Source organism: Tissierella sp. P1 (assembly GCF_002266425.1).
In the GTDB taxonomy this organism is placed as follows: domain Bacteria; phylum Bacillota; class Clostridia; order Tissierellales; family Tissierellaceae; genus Tissierella; species Tissierella carlieri.
On sequence record NZ_NPMN01000020.1, the window covers coordinates 68,478 to 90,294 of the forward strand.

The 21,817-nt window shown below is 32.6% G+C and carries 14 protein-coding genes, 1 pseudogene and 1 riboswitch; of the genes and pseudogenes, 13 read left to right on the top strand and 2 right to left on the bottom strand.

Features of this window, described 5'->3' with window-relative positions; genetic code table 11:
• Positions 1-113 precede the first annotated feature (113 nt).
• The 3 genes from CIW83_RS14575 (at position 114) to CIW83_RS14585 (ending at position 6,611) form a co-directional block, all read left to right on the top strand.
• Positions 114-1,697, top strand: a complete 1,584-nt coding sequence (locus CIW83_RS14575; RefSeq protein WP_094902417.1) for a collagen binding domain-containing protein — start codon at positions 114-116, stop codon at positions 1,695-1,697.
• Complete coding sequence (locus CIW83_RS14580) at positions 1,667-5,530, top strand: collagen binding domain-containing protein (protein WP_094902419.1); 3,864 nt, start codon at positions 1,667-1,669, stop codon at positions 5,528-5,530. Before CIW83_RS14575 ends, CIW83_RS14580 begins: the two co-directional genes overlap by 31 nt.
• Before the next feature lie 194 nt (positions 5,531-5,724).
• Positions 5,725-5,809, top strand: a riboswitch (cyclic di-GMP riboswitch).
• Positions 5,810-5,822: 13 nt separating this feature from the next.
• Positions 5,823-6,611 carry a transglutaminase-like domain-containing protein gene (locus CIW83_RS14585; protein ID WP_094902421.1) on the top strand — a complete coding sequence of 263 codons (789 nt, stop codon included), beginning with the start codon at positions 5,823-5,825 and terminating at the stop codon, positions 6,609-6,611.
• A 49-nt stretch (positions 6,612-6,660) separates the two neighbouring features.
• Here CIW83_RS14585 and CIW83_RS14590 read toward each other — a convergent pair whose 3' ends face one another.
• Positions 6,661-7,899 carry an ABC transporter permease gene (locus CIW83_RS14590; protein WP_094902423.1) on the bottom strand — a complete coding sequence of 413 codons (1,239 nt, stop codon included), beginning with the start codon at positions 7,897-7,899 and terminating at the stop codon, positions 6,661-6,663.
• Positions 7,899-8,810, bottom strand: coding sequence for an ABC transporter ATP-binding protein (locus CIW83_RS14595; RefSeq protein ID WP_094902425.1), 912 nt, complete (start codon positions 8,808-8,810; stop codon positions 7,899-7,901). Before CIW83_RS14595 ends, CIW83_RS14590 begins: the two co-directional genes overlap by 1 nt.
• Before the next feature lie 266 nt (positions 8,811-9,076).
• Between CIW83_RS14595 and CIW83_RS14600 the strand changes: the two genes are divergently transcribed.
• The 10 genes and pseudogenes from CIW83_RS14600 (at position 9,077) to CIW83_RS14645 (ending at position 21,801) form a co-directional block, all read left to right on the top strand.
• On the top strand, positions 9,077-10,486 hold the full coding sequence (locus CIW83_RS14600; protein ID WP_094902427.1) for a sigma-54-dependent Fis family transcriptional regulator: 1,410 nt from the start codon (positions 9,077-9,079) through the stop codon (positions 10,484-10,486).
• Positions 10,487-10,744: 258 nt separating this feature from the next.
• Positions 10,745-11,674, top strand: coding sequence for an ABC transporter permease (locus CIW83_RS14605; RefSeq protein ID WP_094902429.1), 930 nt, complete (start codon positions 10,745-10,747; stop codon positions 11,672-11,674).
• Positions 11,675-11,702: 28 nt separating this feature from the next.
• On the top strand, positions 11,703-12,656 hold the full coding sequence (locus CIW83_RS14610; protein WP_094902431.1) for an ABC transporter permease: 954 nt from the start codon (positions 11,703-11,705) through the stop codon (positions 12,654-12,656).
• Positions 12,657-12,665: 9 nt separating this feature from the next.
• Complete coding sequence (locus tag CIW83_RS14615; protein ID WP_094902433.1) at positions 12,666-13,709, top strand: ABC transporter ATP-binding protein; 1,044 nt, start codon at positions 12,666-12,668, stop codon at positions 13,707-13,709.
• Positions 13,699-14,666 (top strand): annotated as a pseudogene (locus tag CIW83_RS14620) (ABC transporter ATP-binding protein). The gene CIW83_RS14615 and the pseudogene CIW83_RS14620 overlap by 11 nt, the downstream one beginning before the upstream one ends.
• A gap of 57 nt (positions 14,667-14,723) precedes the next feature.
• A complete protein-coding gene (locus tag CIW83_RS14625; RefSeq protein WP_094902435.1) occupies positions 14,724-16,487 on the top strand; it encodes a peptide ABC transporter substrate-binding protein in 1,764 nt (587 codons plus the stop codon).
• 121 nt (positions 16,488-16,608) lie between these two features.
• On the top strand, positions 16,609-17,721 hold the full coding sequence (locus tag CIW83_RS14630) for an amidohydrolase family protein (protein ID WP_094902437.1): 1,113 nt from the start codon (positions 16,609-16,611) through the stop codon (positions 17,719-17,721).
• Entirely contained in the window at positions 17,715-18,902 is a 1,188-nt protein-coding gene (locus CIW83_RS14635; protein ID WP_094902439.1) for an amidohydrolase family protein, read from the top strand. Before CIW83_RS14630 ends, CIW83_RS14635 begins: the two co-directional genes overlap by 7 nt.
• Positions 18,903-18,950: 48 nt before the next feature.
• Entirely contained in the window at positions 18,951-20,033 is a 1,083-nt protein-coding gene (gene eutH, locus CIW83_RS14640; protein WP_094902441.1) for an ethanolamine utilization protein EutH, read from the top strand.
• A complete protein-coding gene (locus tag CIW83_RS14645; RefSeq protein WP_094902443.1) occupies positions 20,023-21,801 on the top strand; it encodes an aminopeptidase P family protein in 1,779 nt (592 codons plus the stop codon). Before eutH ends, CIW83_RS14645 begins: the two co-directional genes overlap by 11 nt.
• Positions 21,802-21,817: the final 16 nt, after the last annotated feature.

Genomic DNA, 21,817 nt, shown 5'->3' on the forward strand with positions numbered 1-21,817 from the left:
TTTTAGAACAGCAAAAAAAGGTATAAATTTCAACAAAATTGACATATATATGAAATTTATAATGACATATCATAAGAATGATATGTTGAAAAATAAAGAAAGGGGGAAGATATATGAAGAAAAGTAAAACAAGAGTGGTACTCATGGTTGCGTTAGCTATGTTGTTACAGATAATCGGGCCTGCAGCACAATCAGTCTATGCTGAGATAGCAAAAGGACCTTTTTCAATGACAGAGAGACCAATAGGTGAAGATGGCATAGCAAGATTAGACTGGGAATTTGCTCTGGATTCTAATAATAGAGTAGTAGAATATACCTATATTGGTAGCTTTACTTTGGAAAACAAAGTGCCAGAAACTGACTTAATAGCAGAAGATGATGAAGAAACAGTAATAGGAAGTTACAGTATATCTACAGATGGAGAAGTGACTGTAAAAATCAACCGAGATCTATATGAAGGTTTAGAAGATAAGGAAGAAGAAACATCTACAGTTCCAGAAGATGAAACAGAAGAAACAGATGATACAGAAGTAGAAGATACACTTACAGAGAAAGAGAATGAAGAATTACAAGAAGAAAAAGTAGAAGGTGAAGAAGCCTCAGATGGAGAAGAAACACCTAGTGAGGGACGAGAGCCTACTATATTAGAAAATGAAGAAATTAGCTTCATAGGAAAGACATCCGCTATGCTAGCATCTGCAACAGATAATCTAGGAGATTTATTTGTAGGGGATGAAGAAGCAAAGGTAGTAAAATTCACTGGAACTATGGAAGTTGGAGGTGCTAGTGAGAAGGTTAAACCTACTATAATGGCTAGACTTGGGGTGACTAGTGAGGGTAATGATCTAGGAGAGATATTTGAGTTTGAATTCTTCAGACTTGGTGGAAAAGATGGTACTAATATTAATGAGGGTGAAATAATAGAGATAGGGCCTGATACCATAGTAACACTTGGATACAAATGGGATACACAAGGACTTGATGCAAAAAATGGAGATACGGCAACTATACAGTTACCAGATGTGTTTAAAGCCATGGATATAACAACTCCTCAAAATATAATAGTTGAGGGAACTATTGTTGGAACGTATACTATCATTGGTAGTGAACTAAGGTTTATATTCAACGAAAACATTGAAATAGCAGAGACTAAAAATGGTTTCGTAAACCTTGGATTAGAGTTTAACCTAGAAAAATTTGAAGAAAATATAGAGCAAGAGATTGAATTCAATGATAAGAAAAATACAACTCTAAAGGTAATAGCAAAACCAAGCGGAGATATAAGGGGCATAGATAAAGAAGGTCATCCAGATAAAAAACATGATGCAAAGGAGATCACATGGACTATAGATATTATCAATACTAGTGATAAGGAGATAACAAATGCAACGGTAAAAGACATAATTCCAGATGGATTAGGTTCACCAAGAGATTTCAAAGTAAATGAACTAATTATAGGGCTTGAAGGAGATAAATCTCTTGGCAGTTCAGTCACAGTAGCACCAAATATGATTGATAATGAATTTAGTATTGGATTTAACAATATAGCACCATATAAAGGCTATAGGATTGTGTATACCACTACAATTGAAGATTATTCCAAAGACACCTTTACAAATGATGCAACTTTTAGTATGATGATAAAGAACTATCAGCAGATGCTACAGTGGGTGGATTTACAAGAAGTAATCCTATAGAAAAAGATGGCTGGCGAGTTGGCAATACTGATGAAATTGAATGGCGTATATATGTAAATAAATCTGGCAATGAAATAAAAGATGCTAAAGTTGAGGATAATTTGCCAGAAGGATTGAAGATTGTAGAAGGTACTATAGAAGTTTATAGAAATGGTACTAAAATAAATGATGGAAGTATTGAGACAACAGGATTTCCAATAGAATTAGGGGATTTAGCATCAACTGATGAGTATGAAATAAGATTTAAAACAAGTATTGATTATTCAGATGTAAATGGTGGAGATTATCAAAAAAATAATGAATTTACTAATAAAACTGAACTATATAGTGGAGAAGCCAAAGTAGGAAATGCAGAGAAACAGGTTGATATAGTAAGAGATCCTATTCTTAAAAAAGTAGGTAAATCCAATGTAGATTATGATAATAAAACTCTTACTTGGACTGTTCATGTAAATGAAGCTGGACACCCACTAAGTAATGTAGTCTTAACAGACTATATACCAAAAGGATTGAGTATCAAAGCAGAGGATATCACTATCGCTGGTATGACTGCCGAAAATATAACAATAACTCCTATCACTGATGGAGTGCACAAGGATAAAACAGAGGTTAAGATAGAATTAGGTGATATAGGTACAGAAAAGATTACAGTAACCTATACAACCAAAATTGAAGATTTTACAATAAATGGGTTTAGCAATATTGCAGGATTGACAGGGATTGGTGTTGGGGAAGGTGGAACGATAAATCCTGTACCAATCAATCCACCGGCTAATAGCTTTGGTAAAAGCTTTAAATCTGTAGACTATAATGCTAAGACCATGAATTGGGAACTTAGGGTTAATCCAATAAGAGAAGCGATAAATGAACTAGAAATAGAGGATACCTTCCCAAGTAGAGGGTTAATATTGTTGCCTGATTCGGTAATAGTTAAAGTTGAGGGAACAGGAGGAAGAACTTTTGCTAAAGGTACAGATTATACTCTTGAACCTCGAGAAGATGGCTATCACAAGGGCTTTATTATTAAGCTTAAGGAATCCGCATTACCATTAAATAATATTTTGTCGATAACTTATACAACTTCCTATGACCCAGAAGCAGAAATTGAAGGTAATACACCAGAGCCTAATGATAACATCGATGAAACTTATAGAAACAAAGCTAAATTCACATGGGAAACAATAAATGGTAATTCCGGCTCAATAGAAAGGGATGCATCTCATAAGGTTAGACAAGATTCTTGGAATAGTGGTAAGAAGGAAGGTCAATTAATACATTTTGATAGTGGAGTAAAGAAAAATGGCTGGATTAGTGGTACTGAGAGAAAGACAGCTTGGCAGCTATATATTAACTATCAAAAACAAAATCTTGGAACCGGTGTTAAAGTTATCGATACTTTAGCTTATGATGGAACCATTGATGAGGATAGTATAGAAGTATTCGTTTATGACGTAAATTCTGGTGGAACCACTACGAACACAGGAACAAAGTTGGATGCTAGTAATTATACAGTTGTCGTTGATGATAAGACATTTATCTTAACCTTCAATAATGATTTCGAAGTAAAAGAAAGATATGTAATAGAATTTACAACCACAGTACCTGATGTATCAGAAGCGAAATATATTAACAACGCTACAGTCAAAGTTGGAGGAAAGGACTATGATTATTCTGCAACAATTGACTATAGTAAGCACAACGATTTCCTAGAAAAAGGAGCAGTTGGTGTAAAGGATAAGAAGGTGTTTACAGGAGATGAAGTTAACTGGGAAGTTAATGTTAATGAAAGTCTATCAATAATCAAAGATGCAAAGATAGTTGACACCATGAGTCCAGGACTTGTATATGTAGGAGATAGCCTTGAAATCTTTAGATTAGAAGGTTCAACTGAGGTTAAATTAATCAAGGGTACAGATTATAACCTTGATGTAAATACAGATGCTGACGAAACAGTTCTAACCATAGACTTTGTCAAAGACGTTGAAAATATCTTGATACTAAGATACAAAACTATTGTAACAAAAACAGATGGAGAAGTATTCAATAATGTAGAATTTGCTGGAACAGGTATTGAGAAAAAGACCATACCAGTTGAAAAACTAAAAGTAAGACAATTCTCTGATGCAGGTGGAGAGTGGGATCCAAATAGAGGAGCATTAAGGATCACTAAAGTAGATTCAGAGGAAAACGAAGTTATAACTAGCAGTGAAGCTACATTTACACTATGGTACGATTTAAATGGCAAAAGAATTCAATTTGGTGATGCAGAGTATACTACTGAAAGTGGTATATTAACTATAGGAAACCTACCTTTTAGAACCTACTATTTAAGAGAAGAAGTAGCACCAAATGGATATGTTAGATCAGAAGAAGAAATGGAAATAGTAGTAAATAAGGCATATGATAAAAACGAAGAGAATATTGCAGTAGGAAGCTTTGAAAATACCAAAGAAAAAATAGAAGTAAAAGGAACCAAAGTATGGAACGGCGGAGCAGATCCAAGACCAACAACATGGTTTAAACTATACAGACAAATAGGTACTGAAGAAGCAGTAGAAGTACTAGGTGCAGGAATCAAAGAACTTTCAAATGGTATAACAGAGGTGACTTGGGAAAACTTAGACAAAACCAATATTGACGGTACACAATATATTTACTCTGTTAAAGAAGTGAATGAACAAGGTGAAGATTCTTCCCCTGAAAACTATGTAAAAGCAGAGAATGGTCTAGAGGTAACCAATCATTATGTTAGTCCTACAGATGCAAGTGCTAGAGCAATTAAGAAATGGGACGGCGGAGAAAACCCAAGACCAACAATATGGTTCAAGCTATATAGACAAATAGGTAGTGAAGAAGCTGCAGAAGTGCCAGGTTCTGAAATCAAAGAATTGCTAGATGGCACAACAGAAGTAGTTTGGACTGGTCTTACAAAGACGGATGAAAAGGGAAATAAATATATCTTTAGTGTAAAAGAAGTAGATAAAGATGGTAATGACTTTGAACCAGAAGATTATAAAAAGGCAGAATCTGGTCTGAAGGTAATGAACATCTATACTAAGACTTCAGTTACAGGCAAAAAGGTGTGGATTGGCGGACCAAGGATAAAGCCGACTATAGAATTGCAGCTATACAAAGATGGTGAACCGTTTGGTGTACCAGTGAAATTAGAAGACGGAAAAACAGAATATACTTGGGATGAATTAGACAGGATGGATATTGATGGAAATGAATACGAGTATACCATAGACGAGGTTAAAGTACCAAGTGGATATAGAAAATCAATATCAGAAGATGGTCTAACAATAACTAACAGATATATACCACCAGTAGACCCAGACCCAGAAAAACCAATAGATCCAAAACCGCCGGTGGATCCGGACCCAGAAAAACCAACAGATCCAGAACCACCAACAAAACCACCAGTGGATCCAGAGAAACCTGTTGAACCTGAGAAACCAGTAGATCCAGAAAAACCAACAGAACCAACAGAACCTACTGAACCAACAGAGCCTACAGATCCAACGGAGCCAACAGAACCAGAGGAGCCTGAAATACCAATAGTTATTACACCTCCTAAAGGTGGAATTGTTGAGTTTGATAAAGATGGCAAATGGAAATATACTCCAAATCCAGGTTTTACGGGTAAAGATAGCTTTGTCATAAAACATCCAGATGGAACAGAGGAATTGATAGAAATAGACGTAGAAGCTCCATTAGGTGGGATAGAAAAAGAAACCTTACCAAAGACAGGGCAAGCTAATTCAATATTAATGTATCTTGCAGGATTATTCTTCATAGTAGTAGGAATAATTCTAAGAAAAAAGATAGCATAACAAACTAAGGCAGAGAATATTCATATTCTCTGCTTTTTGTACGTAATAAACATTAGTTTTAAACAATGGAATTTGGGTATATAATGGATATAAAATTATATAAAAATTTCAAATAAGTAGGACAAAATTCCTATTCACTTAAATAAAATAATATGGTAAACTATAGAAAATAAATATAATTTATTGGTGCTTTCCACCGATAAAGGCAAATCTAGTGAAAGCTAGAGACGCAAAGCTAAAGGGCCTTCCTTAGAAATAAGATGGCAGCCAGTTACCGAAAGGAGAGTTTTTTATGTTCAAAAAACATAGGATTATACTCTTACTAGTTATCACTTTATTACTATTCTCAGCAGTAGCTCAAGCAGCTGATGATTATATTGATAAATCCCAAATAAATAGTGGAGTAATAAAAATCAACAATAATAATGGCAAGGTTGGAGCAGTAAGAGTTAGCAAAGGCAGTACAAGCTATGATTATATATTAAAAGGAAACGATACTATACCTTTACAACTTGGAAATGGTGAATACACTATATTGGTATTAGAAAGTGTAGGGGGAAATAAGTTCAAGCAAATTGCAAAGGAAACTATTGCACTAAAATCAGTAGATTCAAATGAAATATATTTACAATCTATTCAAATGATCAATTGGAATAACGATATGGATGCCATAAAAAAGGCAAAGGAACTAACTAAAAACGCTAAAAATGATAAGGAAAAGGTAGAAGTTATTTACAACTATATCATAACTAATATAAGCTATGATAATGATAAGGCAAGTAATTTAAGTTCCAATTATATACCAAAAATAGATGAAACATTGAAATCACAAACAGGAATATGTTATGATTATGCATCTTTATTGGCAGGAATGCTTAGATCTGTAGGAGTGCCTACTAAATTAGTTATGGGACGTAAGAATGATATTAAAGAATATCATGCATGGAACCAAGTATATTTGGCAGATAACAATGAATGGGTTAATATAGATACAACGTATGATGCTGGACTTAAAAAAGGGAATGCAGCTACTACTATGATAAAAGATGAAAAAGATTATAAAATAGAAAAAGAATATTAAAATAAAAAGGGAACTTATCATTGATAAGATCCCTTTTTTAGATATTATATTATTTATCCTTTAACATCTTAATAGCCTTTGTAATTTTTATAGGATTACCGTATATTAAAGTACCCAATCTATATATCTTAGCCCCAAATATTCCAGTAATGATAGTTGATACAGCTAATATCAATAGAGAAGTTACTATTTGTAAACTTGATACATTTCCCATAGATACCCTTACAAACATTGCCATAAAGGATGTAAATGGAATAAATGAAGCTACTTTTAATGCATACATATCTGGGTTTGTAAGACCCATCATAGAGATAAAGAAAGCAACAATAAATACTATAGTAAGCGGTGTTGAGCTTGTACCTACATCTTCAGTTCTAGATACTAAGGCACCAATGACACCATAGATAAATAGATAGAAAAGATATCCTAATATTCCAAAGATAGAAAATGTAGCCAATACATTTCCGGGAATGTTAAAGATAAAGTCTAAATTATTATCCCAAGCTTGGATATTTAATTTATAAGTTATACTAGCTACCAAAATCAAAGCACCGAACTGTATTATTCCAGCCAAAGCGCCAGCTATTACCTTACCGAATATAAGATTTTTTGTACTGGTGCTAGTTACTAAGATTTCCATAGTACGATTGCTCTTTTCACTAGCTACTGAAGTAGCTGTCAACTGACCATAGAATAGTACAACAAAATATAATCCAAAGATTAATATATAAGTATATAAATAATTTTTCATACCATCCTTACCTAAGACAGTAGTTTCATATTCCATAGGTATATTATAAACTTCCATGACTTCATTATAATCTATACCTTTTTCTGAAAAAGTTTTATTTCTAAATAGATTTAATAAAGCGCTTTCAAATGTAAACCTATTCCCATCATCCATACTAGTATTTTTTACTAGATATTCATAATTTGTAGGGCTGTTAACTATAAATCCTGCAGTTATATTATCTGATATAACTAAATTACTTAACTCATCTTCATTTTTTACGTTGATTAATTCATTATCTGGCAATTGAGATTGTAACTCATCTAATTTAATTGTATCTTTCTTAATTAAAACCCCATATTTAATTTTAGAATCAGTATAAGATATTTCTTCTTTCTTTTTATCACCGAAAATTGGTTTACCAAAAGCATCCATTATAGTTGGTATAGTAAGCCCGATTATTACTAATAAACATAGGATAATAGTAGAAACCTTAAATACCTTATTTTTTAGAAAATTAAATAATTCAAATTTAAGCACTGTCAAAAGACCTCTCATTACTTATCACCTACCTTTTGTACAAATATATCTGTGAGAGTTGGCTCATATACTGAAAACTTTTCAATATCAATATTAAGTCCTATTAAGTTATTTAACAGCTCATTTTTTGTTTTACCATTGATTAATTCAATAATCAAATAATCATTTTTAGATTCAAGTATTTCTATATCTTTTACTTTATTAAATAAAACATTTTGTAATTCATCAATATTAAGATTAACAGCACTTAAAGTTATCCTATTAGCACCATACTCTTTTTTTATAGATTTTAGATTTCCTGTCAAAACTATATCACCTTTGTTTATAAGAGCAATTTCTTCACAAAATTCCTCTACATAGGTCATTTGATGGCTAGAGAAGATAACCAATTTTTGCTCATCTATTAATTCATTAATTACATCTTTAAGTATCTGAGAGTTAACAGGATCTAGACCACTAAAGGGTTCGTCTAGTACAATTATATCTGGATTACATAGTAGTGTCTCTGCTATCTGTACCTTTTGTTGATTACCCTTAGAAAGAGTTTCTAGCTTTTTATCTTTATATTCTAATACACCTAGTTTTTCTAGCCAATACAAAGTATTTTCCTTAGCCTCTTTTCTAGATAATCCTCTTAATTCTCCAAAATAAATAAGTTGGTCTAATATCTTTTGCTTAGGATATAAGCCTCTTTCTTCGGGAAGATATCCAATTGAATGTTCAGTAGGATTAAAAGTTTTTCCATCTAAAAGGATCTCTCCTTCATTTGCATCAAATAATCCCATAAGTATTCTAATAGTTGTAGTTTTACCAGCACCATTTCTACCAAGGAATCCCAATGCTTTGCCACTTGTTATTGAAAAAGATACGCCATGTAATACTTCAGTGCCTGAAAAACTTTTACGTATATTCTTTATCTCAAGTATCATAAAATCATCCCCTTTATGAAATATATATTTTAAATTATAGGGTATAGGAATTAGTAAAACAAGGGAAAATCTTGTAAAAAGGAATGAAGTAAGCAATATAATTACTTTAGTCATTATTTTAATATATCTTACTTTTTTATCTTTCATAAATCTAAATGTCATAAGATAAAAGCTAGATAATTAAATCTGTTGGACAATAGTGGGATAATTTGGTAAAGTAATATATAGATATTATGTAAGTAAACAATAGAGAGCGGTGGTATATTATGGATTATAAAAATATCATTGAGCTGATAATCAATAATTTAGAAGAAGGCATAATAGTTGTAGATTCAAATCTAAATATTAGATACTTCAATGAATCATCTAGAAACATTACAGGATTTGATCCTAAAGAAGCAATAGGAAAAAATATTCTTCAAGTATTTCCAAACATTAAAAAAGAAAACAGCACTTTTCATAAAGTAATTAATAGTAAAATGCCTATAATTGAGCATGTTCAAAACTATATTAATTATGTGGGAAAAAGTGTTTCAATAGTTACATCTACAATTCCAATAATTAATGATGGTAAAATTGAGGGAGCAATTGAAATCTTTAAGGATTTGACCAATGTAGTTGAATTATCAGAGAAGATACTTATGCTTCAAAGCACATTACATGGCAAAGATGCAGGGTTTAATAAGTTTTTTCAAAATGGAACACAATACCATTTATCTGATATGATTGGTCAAAGTAAATTGATAAATGAACTAAAGTTAAAAGTACAAAAAGTTGCTAATAGCAATTCACCAGTATTTGTGTTCGGAGAGACAGGTACAGGGAAAGAATTAGTAGTACAAGGATTACATAATTTAAGCCATAGGAGAAACAAGCCTTTTATTGCACAAAACTGTGGAGCGTTACCTGAAAACTTACTTGAAAGTATACTTTTTGGCACAGTACAGGGAAGTTTCACTGGTGCCAAGGATAAGCAGGGACTATTTGAGCTAGCTGATGGAGGTACATTGTTCTTAGACGAATTAAACTCTATGGAATTAGGACTGCAGTCAAAGCTGCTACGTGTGATTGAGGATGGTATGATAAGGAGAGTAGGAAGTACAAAAACTACTGTTGTAGATGTTAGATTAGTTGTGGCTTCTAATGAAGAGGCTAAAAAACTTGTAAAGGAAAATAAACTTAGAGAGGATTTGTACTATAGATTAAATGTAATAAATTTAAATATACCACCTCTTAGGGATAGAAAAGAAGATATTCCGATTTTAGTTGAACACTTTATTAAGATTTGTAATGATAAAATGAATAAATCCGTTAAATCAGTGGATAAGCATGTAATGGAATATTTTTCAAATAATGATTGGCCAGGAAATGTAAGAGAGTTACAGAATACCATTGAGAGTTCTATGAATTTTGCCGAGGGTGAGTATATTAGATTAGAAGATCTCCAAACTTATAATGGACCTTATATAAAAAATGTGGAAGTAGAACATTTTGAACATAAAATATCGAAGGATATAGGACTTAAAATGGCAGTAGAAGAATATGAGAAAAGTATTATTAAATTAGCGCTTGACGAAGCAGGTAATAACTATGCTCAGGCAGCAAGAAATCTTAAGATACCAAAACAAACACTTTACAGCAAATTAAAAAAATATGAAATAGATCCAAAGAATTAAATTCTATTATAATGTCGAATTTAGTCTGAAATTTCATACTAATTTTAAAACAACTAAGAGAAAGTATTAAATTTAATACTTTCTCTTAGTTGTTTTTTATTTGGATTTATAAATACATTGATATCACTACACTTTATTAAAGTGAAAAAATGGCATGAAGATTGCTATATAAATAAGATAGATGGAGGTGAATAAAAGGTATTATAATAACCAATTTAATTTTCATTATTAAAAATTATGAGAGAGGTAGATTTATTTATGTTCAAATTCATTATTAAAAGAATAGCGTATTCATTGATTACTTTATTTCTAATTATTACCGCAACATTTTTCTTAATAGCAGGTGCACCAGGAGATCCGATAGCGGCTAAAGTTGGACAAATGCCTGAAAAGGCACAGGGTGTAATTCGTGCTAGATACGGATTAGACAAACCAGTGACCGAAAGATATTTAATATATATGAAAAATCTTTTAACAACTGGGGATTTTGGAGAATCCATAATGTATACTGGAACATCTGCCAATGATGTTATTAAAAAAAATGCTCCAATTTCAGCAAAAATAGGTATTATAGCTGTAACTCTGCAGATTACCATTGGAGTTTGTCTGGGTTTGGTCTCGGCCCTCAATAGAGAGAAACTGGGAGATCATATAATAAGGGTTTGTGTTGTTTTAGCTATATGTATTCCAAGCTTTGTATTTGCGGCATTGTTACAATACTTTATAGCCTTCAAGTGGAAGCTAGCTCCTGTATTTGGCTGGGGACAGTTAAAACATTATATTTTACCAGTCACAGTATATGCCATTGGAGGTATAGCATCTTATACAAAATACATGAGAAGCAGTACAATCTCCGTAATCAACGAAGATTATATTATTACAGCAAAGGCAAAAGGATGTAAAAAGCAACGAATTGTTAGAAAACATATCCTAAGAAACTCGATGATTCCTATTGTTACTATGATTGGACCTGCAGTTGCAGGTATATTTGGAGGATCATTTATACTTGAAAAGATGTTTTCAATACCTGGACTTGGTAATTACTATGTAAAAGCTGTCTCAGACAGTGACTACACTATGATAATAGGTCTTACTATATTTTTTGCAATACTATATACTTTGGCACTAATCTCAGTAGATATTCTATATGGAATTGTTGATCCAAGAATTAGAGTTGCAAAATCTTAGACAAAAATAATAGCGAGGTAATGATAATATGAATAGTTTAGAAATTAATGCAAAAATAATTAATGATGAGATAATAACAGATGATATGTTTGAGAGAGTTGGTACAAAGGGATTATCTGGAGAAACATTAAACAAGCCTTCCTTAACTTATTGGGCAGATGTTTGGAGAAGGTTCAAAGCGAATAAGTTAGCAATTGTAGGATTGATACTTTTAATATTAGTTGTACTAACCATATATATTGGACCACTACTGTCAGGTAAAGATTATCAGTACATGGATTCTTCAGTAAAAAGCTTGAAACCTAATAGTGAATATTGGTTTGGTACCGACGATATGGGTCGGGATATCTTTACTAGAGTATGTGTTGGTGGAAGGATATCCATATTAATTGGACTTAGTTGCACTTTAGTAATGTTTGTTATAGGTTCATTGTTAGGTGCTATTGCAGGTTTAAAAGGAGGCTTGGCTGATAATCTTATAATGAGATTTTCTGAGTTTATTGGGAACTTACCTTATTTAATTATTGTCCTAATACTCTCCATAGTACTAGGAAGAAGTATATTTTCTTTGGTGCTAGCAATGAGTCTTACATCTTGGGTGGGAACTACAAGGATGGTAAGAGGTCAAATACTTCAAATCAAAGAACAAGATTATGTTGAAGCAGCTAGAGCATTAGGTTCAGATACTAAGAGGATTATTATGAAACATCTTTTACCTAATACATTAGGAATTATAATGGTTACTATTACCATGTCGGTACCGTCATTTATTTTTGGTGAAGCATTTCTTAGCTATATAGGGTTAGGGGTAAGAGCACCTAAAACTAGTTGGGGTGCCTTAGCATCGGCAGGGCAGCAGAGATTAATGTTTTATCCTCATGAGTTATTCTTTCCTTGCTTGATGATTGTTTTGACTATGTTGGCATTTCACTTAATTGGTGATGGACTTTCAGATGCCTTAGACCCAAAGTTAAGAAAGTAGGTGTATTACATGAATGAAAAAAGATTACTTGAAATTAAAAATTTAAATGTTTCTTTTAATACCTATGCAGGTACTGCATATGCAGTTAGAGGTATTGATTTTCATTTGGATAGAGGAGAAAATCTTGCAATTGTAGGAGAGTCAGGATGTGGTAAAACAGTTACTGCAAAAGCAATTATGGGTTTATTACCAAGTCCTCAGTCTGTTGTTGGAAGAGAAGGTTCAGAGATTAATTTCAGCGGAAAAAATCTTCTGGATTTCAATGAGGAAGAGATGTCTAAAATTAGAGGTAAAGAAATTTCTATGATATTTCAAGACCCAATGACATCCTTAAATCCCACTATGAAAATTGGAGATCAAATTGCAGAAAGTGTTTTTTTGCATAATGATATGTCATATAGTGAAGCTAGAAATGTGGCTCTTAAGATGCTGGAACTAGTTAGAATACCTAATGCAAAGATAAGATTAAATCAATATCCATTTGAATTCTCAGGAGGAATGAGACAAAGGGCCATGATAGCAATCGCCCTTGCATGTAATCCAAAGATACTTATAGCCGACGAACCAACCACGGCATTAGATGTAACTATTCAAGCACAAATTATGGATTTAATAGCTGACTTGCAAAAAGAATTAAATACAGGGGTTATTTTAGTTACCCATGATTTAGGAGTTGTAGCAAGTGTTGCTGATAGAATACAGGTAATGTATGCAGGTAAAATTGTTGAGAGAGGAACTGTAGATGAAATTTTCTATAGCCCAAAACACCCTTATACCTTGGCTCTTTTAAAATCTGTACCAAAATTAAGCTCTAACAATAAAGAGACTTTATATTCTTTAACAGGTACACCTCCTGACTTAATAAAACCACCTGTTGGTTGTCCATTTGCACCGAGATGTGAATTTGGTATGACAGTTTGTAGAGTGAAATATCCTGAATCAATAAAATTTAGCAAAACACAAGAAAGTTCTTGTTGGCTACATGATGAAAGAGCTGACGTTAGAGGAGTGCCGCAGGAATTATTGTTAAGAGGTGAAGTCTATGGAAAATAAAGAGGTACTTATTCAAGTAAAAAACTTAAAAAAATATTTTAAAGTTGGAAGAAACAGCATGCTAAAAGCTGTAGATGATGTAAGCTTTAATATTTATAAAGGTGAAACCTTAGGCCTTGTTGGAGAATCAGGCTGTGGTAAAACAACTTGTGGAAAAACTGTAATGGGACTATATGAAGCCACAGGAGGAGAAGTTGTCTATGATGGAGTAGATATACATAGTTTCAATCATAGGGAAAAGAAGGAATTTACTAAAAAAGCCCAAATAATATTTCAAGATCCATATTCTTCATTGAATCCAAGAATGACAGTAGGAGCTATTATTGGAGAAGGTATAGATATACATGATCTGTACAAAGGAAAAGAGAGAGAAGAAAAGATTTTTGAGCTACTTGAAACTGTAGGATTAAATAGGGAGCATGCTTCTAGATTTCCCCACGAGTTTTCTGGAGGGCAAAGACAAAGAATTGGAATAGCAAGGGCATTAGCATAGAGCCTGAATTCATTGTTTGTGATGAGCCTATTTCAGCACTTGATGTTTCAATACAAGCACAGGTTGTAAATCTTCTAATTGAATTGCAAAAAACAAGAGGACTTACTTATTTATTTATAGCACATGATTTATCAATGATTAAACATATTTCCGATAGAGTTGGTGTAATGTACCTTGGCAGCTTAGTAGAATTTGCAACTAGTGGTTCCCTTTACAAAAATCCATTGCATCCATATACACAAGCATTATTATCAGCAATTCCTATACCAGATCCTAATGAGGAAAAGGAAAAAAAGAGAATACCAATAGATGGGGAAATACCTAGTCCTATTAATCCTCTTCCTGGATGTAGATTTGCTTCTAGATGTAAATACGCGATGGAAATATGTAACAAAGAAATGCCATCTCTTGTAGAAGTGTACAATCAGCATTTCGTTGCTTGTCATATGGTAAAAAAATCCTAAGTCTTTAATAGCATTGGCTTTTAAAGTATAAAATCATTATCAATAAAGGAGGATAATATGAAAAAAATTAAGAAGGTAATTATTTTAGTTATTATTTTTGCATTATGCTTTGGTACATTAACAGGATGTGGAAAGAAGGAAGATGTACCAGCAACTACGGGTGATGTAACAAGTACAGATAATTCTAATGGTTCCGATAAAGATGGAATCCAAATGGATGCAGAACAAGTATATAAATATAGCTTCAATAGTGATATAACAGGTCTTAATCCAATGCTTAATACTACAGGGCCTGATAACTCAATTCACAATTTTATTCTTGAAACTCTAGTTTCAGAAGTAACTGATGAAAATAATAATGCAGTAATAAAGCCCAGTGTTGCAAAGGATTGGACGATTAGTGAAGATGGAACTGTATATACCTTTAACATTAGAGAAGATGCTGTGTGGAGTGATGGAGTTCCTGTAACTGCAAATGATTTTCTATTTACATTTAGAACAATGGCTACACCAGAAGTAGGCTCTACTAATGCTTGGCTATTTGATGGCGTTATTGTAAACTTTGGAGAATCACTTTATAACGATGGGAGTAATCCTAAAAATAATAAGAAGCCAGAAGATATTGGTGTAAAAGCAATTGATGAAAAAACAATTGAATTTACACTAACTAAACCATACGGATATTTTCTTGAGTTGCTTAATGGTGCAAAGCCAATTAGACAAGATAAATATGAGGAATGGGGAGAGCAATATGGCTCATCTTTAGATAAATGCTTAATGAATGGACGTTTTACAGTTGAAAGCTGGGATCCGAATGTTCAAATGACCTTTGTTAAAAACGAAAAATATTGGGATGCTGAAAACACAAAGCTACAAAAAGTTGAAAGGAAAATTATTCAAGACCCTGCTACTGCTGCGCAAGCATTACTTAGTGGAGAAATTGATTATGTTGCAACAAATGACCCTGACTGGAAAAAACTTATTATTGAAGACGGAAGATTTGAAACAATAGTTGCACCTGATAATGCACCTGAATTCTTAGGATTTAATGTACAAAACAAATATTTTAAAAATCCAAAGATAAGATTAGCATTCTCATTGGCTTTTGATAGGGAGAAATATCTTGAAGATTTAAGAGAAGGGGAAGGAGAGCCTCTTTATTCATTGATGCTGGGAGTTACTAATGTAGGAGATAAATTATATAGTGAAAGAGTTAATGGCAAAAATGAAGTTTTAAAAGACCTTCAAAAACAATATCCAGATCTAAAAGCTCTTTTAATAGAAGGACTTAAAGAAGAAGGATTAGACCCAGATCCAGCGAAAATGAATATTAGTTATGTAACTAGAGGTACAACTGAATATTCTAAGAAATCTGCAGAATGGTTATTACAACAGTGGAAAGAAAAGCTAGGTGTTGAAATAAAAATTGATATGATAGAGTGGAATGTTATGTGGGATAGAGTAGATGCAGGAGACTATGATATATGTACTGCAGGTTGGGGACCATATTACAACGACCCTAACGGTTTATTAGAATTATATGAGCCTGTTAATGGATATTTCAATAGTAAAAAATCAGGTTGGACTGGTCCGGATGCAGAGAAATTCAGTGAAATATTAGAAAAGGCATCTAATTCACCAGATAACCAAGAAAGGGCAGAGTTGTTTGTAGAAGCAGAGAAACTTCTTGTAGGTACAGGTGTAATCGCTCCTACTTATTGTAAATCATCAACTTATTTTGTAGCTAAATATGTAAAAGGATTTTATGTTAACCCACATGCTGGATTAGACTATAGTCTAATATATATCTCCGGAAAATAGAACATTCCTGATTTTATGTTAATAACCCCTTAATTGAATAGAGCAAGACATAGGCTAATTATAAACTATGTCTTGCTCTAAATCACTAATAATTACTCATAAATAAGGAGGAGTAAGAAATTTGATTATTAAAAATGGAAATATTCATGTAGGCAATGGCACTGTTTTAGATGACCATGATATCTTAATAGAAAATGGAATTATAAAAGAAATAGGTAAAAATATTATAGTAGAAAATAAAAAGATAATTGATGCAAGAGATAAGGAGGTTTTTCCGGGATTTATTGATCCAGTAAGCAGCTTTGGGTGTATGGATATTTCTTTTAGCATAAAGGACCATAATGAAGTTTCAAACCCTATAACTCCAGAGTCTAAAATAAAATATTCATTTAACCATAGGGAAATTGATTTAGAGGAGCTATATAAAGTAGGTATAACAACTATAGGAGCATCCCCTGGAAATACAAATATTATAGGAGGTCAAATGGCTGCATATAGGACTTGGGGCAAAAATTCAAGTACTATGTTAATAAGAGAACCTGTTGGTATGAAAGGCTCTATTGTTAACAATGTTAAAGATTACTATGGTAAGAAAAATATATGCCCGATGACAAGAATGGGAGTATTTTCAAAGCTAGAAGAGTTTTTAAATAATAGATCAGAAGCCAACAAGGAAATAGTAGATGATATTTTAGGGGGCAGATTACCTTTATTTATTACGGCCAATAAATCAGCTGAGATAAATTCTCTTATCCATTTTATTAAAGGGTTTGAAAGTATAAAGCTTAATATTGTAGGTGCTTATCAAGCAGATAGATGTATTGATGACATAAAAGATGCAGGAGCTTCTATTATAGTTGGAGAGCAGATATATCTTACAGAGAGAAGATATAATGAAACAGATTTATATAAGATTGCGGAGCTTCAAAAGGAAGGAAATTTAATAAGTTTTACACTTACTAGTACTTATGGGACAGGAGGTAAGGTAAAGTACCTTTGGAATGCCATAGAGTTTTATAAAGTGGGGGTTGATAAGGAAGAAATTATCAAAATGATGACATTAAATCCTGCTAAGATGCTAGGTATAGATCATGTACTGGGAAGTATTGAAGAAGGAAAGTTTGCAGATATAGTCATATATAATAAGAATCCCATTGAATTCTATGATTCAAGAGTTGCTAATACAATAGTTCATGGTGAGCTTGTTTATGGTGAGGAGGGATTCCATTGTTAGTAATAAAAAATGCAAGAATTTTTACAATGGCTGATAGAATAATAGAAAAAGGATATATAATCGTTGATGATGGCAAAATTCTTAAGATTGATAAACATAATGAAGTATTGTTAGACTATATTGTTTCAAGTCGTAAGGAAGTGGAAGTATTTGATGCTGATGGTATGGTAGTACTTCCGGGATTTATAGATTGTCATTCACATATAGGTGGTATGAATTTTAGTGAAGCAACTGCCGTTGATGATTTAAATGAGATGACTAACAATATAACTGCTAGTATGGAAGCAATATATGGTATTGATCCAGATTCTCAGGATTTTAGATATGCTTATGAAAATGGTATAACTACATTGGGAATTACACCAGGTAGTGGAAATGTTATATGTGGATTAGTTTTTGCTTCTAAGACCTATGGTGATAATATATTTGAAATGACGATTAAAAACCCTGTTGCTTTAAAAGTTGCTTTAGGCGGAAATCCTAAGAGAACTTATGGAGATAGAAATCAAGCGCCATCTAGTAGAATGGCTATTCCTAGTATAATATTGGATTTATTTAATAAAGCTGAGAAATATCTAAGTCATAAGGAAGAGGCTGAATTGGGCAAGAAAGAAATGCCTAAATACGATAAGGATTTAGAGGCCATTATACCAGTGCTAAAGAAAGAACTCCCATTGAAGATACATTGTACTCAATTTGATATGATGACTGCAATAGAAGTGGCAAAGAAGCTTGGTTTTGAATTTTCTCTTGATCATGCATGGGGAGCTAGTGATTATATTGAGGAAATAGTAGAGTCTAAATGCTCAATAGTTTTTGGACCTATTGGTTCTATTAAAAGCTTTGGAGAAGGCAGAATAGTTGATATAGAAAGTGTAGTTGAATTGGATAATAGAGGTGTATTAACTGCTCTGACTTCAGACGCTCCAATAATTAGTATAGATAGCTTGATTCATCATGCTGGGGAAGCTGTTAGAGAAGGATTAGAGGTGGAAAGAACTCTAAGAATGATAACAATAAATGCTGCAAAGGTATTAGGCATAGATAATAGAGTGGGTTCCTTAGAGGAAGGAAAGGATGCTGATATCTTGATATTTGAAGGAATACCGGCATACAATACTAATGCAAAATTAATAAAAACCATTATAGATGGTAAAGTTGTATATTCTTCTAATACATAGGAGATTAATTAAGAGTTTCATAAGAATCCAATATAATAGAGGTGTGAAGTGGTTTATATAATAGTTGCTTTTTCAATTATAGCGGGAATAGACAAGATACTAAATAATAGATTTGGACTGGGAGAAAAGTTTGATGAGGGATTTAAAGCTTTGGGGGAATTGGCTTTAACTATAATTGGTATTTATAGCTTATCACCAGTTATAGCGAAATATTTTATGTTTATACTAAATCCTTTAGCCAATCTGATCAATGCTGATCCTTCAGTTTTTCTCAGTAGTATTCTGGCTGTAGATTTAGGGGGATATACAACGAGTATTGAAATAGCAAAGTCTGAAGTTATCGGTAAGCTTAATGGACTTATACTAGCTTCTATGTTAGGCGCTACGATTTCATTTACTATTCCAGTTGCAGTAGGACTTGTATCTAAGAAAGATTTTAAATTTTTTGCTAAAGGAATTTTAGCAGGTATTACTACTTTGCCCCTCGGGATGGTTGTAGGCGGAGCTATGATGAATATAGGATTTATGGATATTGTTTTTAATCTAATACCTGTTCTTATATTCTCGATTATAATAATTTTGGGATTACTCAAATCTCCAAATAATATGGTTAAAATCTTCAATATAATAGGTAAAATTATAATGGGGATTAGTACCATTGGTTTGATTATAAGTATTATTAGTTTTATGTTTGGATATGAATTAGTTCCTGGTATGATACCTCTGGAGGAAGGGGTTATACTTGTGATTAAAATTGGCATTATATTGTCTGGGGCTTATCCTATGTTTTATTTTTTATCAAGAAAGTTGCACCGATATCTATCTAAAATAGGTAAAAAATTTGAACTAGATCAATATTCTATATTAGGGATATTTACTTCTCTAGCTAATTGTATTCCAATGCTAGGAATTTATGATAAAATGAATGAAAAAGGAAAGGTATTAAATGCTGCTTTTATTGTATCTGGTGCATTTACTTTTGGGGGACAGCTGGGATATATATCATCAGTTTCACCTGAGACAATTAATCCATTTATAGTTAGTAAGTTAATAGGAGGAATTAGTGCTATTTTTATAGCAATATTATTAGTAAGATTAGAAAAGTCTAAGGAGGTCAAGTATGACAATTAATGAAAGAGTTAGTAAGTTAAGACATTTGATGAAGGATAGAGGAATTACTGCCTATATCGTAAATACAGCTGATCCACATCAATCTGAATATGTAGCTGATTACTACAAAGGAAGAGTATGGATATCAGGGTTTACAGGTTCAGCTGGTACTGTAGTCATCACTCAAGAGGAAGCAATTCTCTGGACTGATGGTAGATATTTCATTCAAGCTGAGAATGAATTATCTGGTAGTGAATATAAGTTATTTAAAATGAGAATCCCTGGATTTCCAACTTATACTGAATGGTTAAAAGAGAAATTGAATGATGGAGATTCTTTAGGTTTTGACGGAAAAACATTTCCAGAGTCTTCTGTCGAAAACTTGGAAAAAGAATTTAAAGAAAAGAAGATAAAGTTTGTTGATGAATTTGATCTAGTAGGGGAGATTTGGGAAGATAGACCTAGACTTTCTAAAGAAGAGGCTTTTTTACATGATATAAAATATACTGGAAAAACTAGCAGAGAGAAAATAGAAGAAGTTAGGATAGAGATGAAAAAGTATTGTGCAGATTATTTCCTGTTAGGTAGCCTAGATGATATAGCTTGGCTTTATAATATAAGAGGTAAAGATGTAGAGAATAATCCTGTAATTATATCCTATGGACTGATTTCAATGGACAAGGCATATCTATTTACAGATAAAGATAAGATAAATGAAGAAGTAGAAATCTTTTTAAATCAAAATGGAGTGGAAGTAGCAGAATATGAAGAAGTGGCGGATTATGTGAATGCTATAGATAAGAATTCCAAGGTGTTTTTAGATAAAAATAAGATTAACAGATGGCTTTACAAATCTATTCCATCGGAATGTAAAATAATTAGTGAAACTAATATAACCACTAAACTTAAAGGGATTAAAAACCCTACAGAAATTGAAAACCAAAGTAATGCCTATATTAAAGATGGAGTTGCTTTGGTAAAATTCTTTCATTGGCTTGATAAGAATGTAGGAAATATTCCAGTTACTGAAATGTCAGCACAGGATAAATTATTAGAATTTAGGAAAGAGCAAGAAGGCTTTATTGAACCAAGTTTTGGTACTATCTCGGCATATAGAGAAAATGCAGCTATGATGCATTATTCAGCTAGTGAAAATTCTAATGCAGAGATAAAGAAAGAAGGATTATATCTAGTTGATTCTGGTGGTCAATACTATGATGGAACAACTGATATTACTAGAACCATGGTTATGGGTCCTATAACTGATGAAGAGAAAAGGGACTTTACTTTAACATTAAAAGCTCATATCAATTTGGGCAATGCTAGATTTCTTTATGGTGCAACAGGTCATAGCCTCGATGTCTTGGCAAGATATCCATTGTGGCAGGAAGGTATAGACTATAAATGCGGTACTGGACATGGTGTTGGATTTTTACTTAATGTACATGAGGGACCTCATGGTTTTGCCATGGTAGCAAATACTGTAGTACTTGAAGCAGGAATGATAGTAACTATAGAACCAGGTGTATATAAAGAGGGTAGTCATGGGGTAAGAATAGAAAATGTGGCAGTAGTACAAGAAGACATTTTAACAGATTCAGGTCAATTTATGAAATTTGAAACAATATCCTTTGTTCCAATAGATTTAGAAGGAATAGATGTAGGGTTATTAACTGAAAATGAAAGAACATGGCTAAATGAATATCATAAAGATGTATTTAGTAAACTTTCGTCCTATTTGAATGATGAAGAAAGAGCTTGGTTAAAGGAAGAAACCAGAAGTATATAAAAAAAGCAAGGGGTTC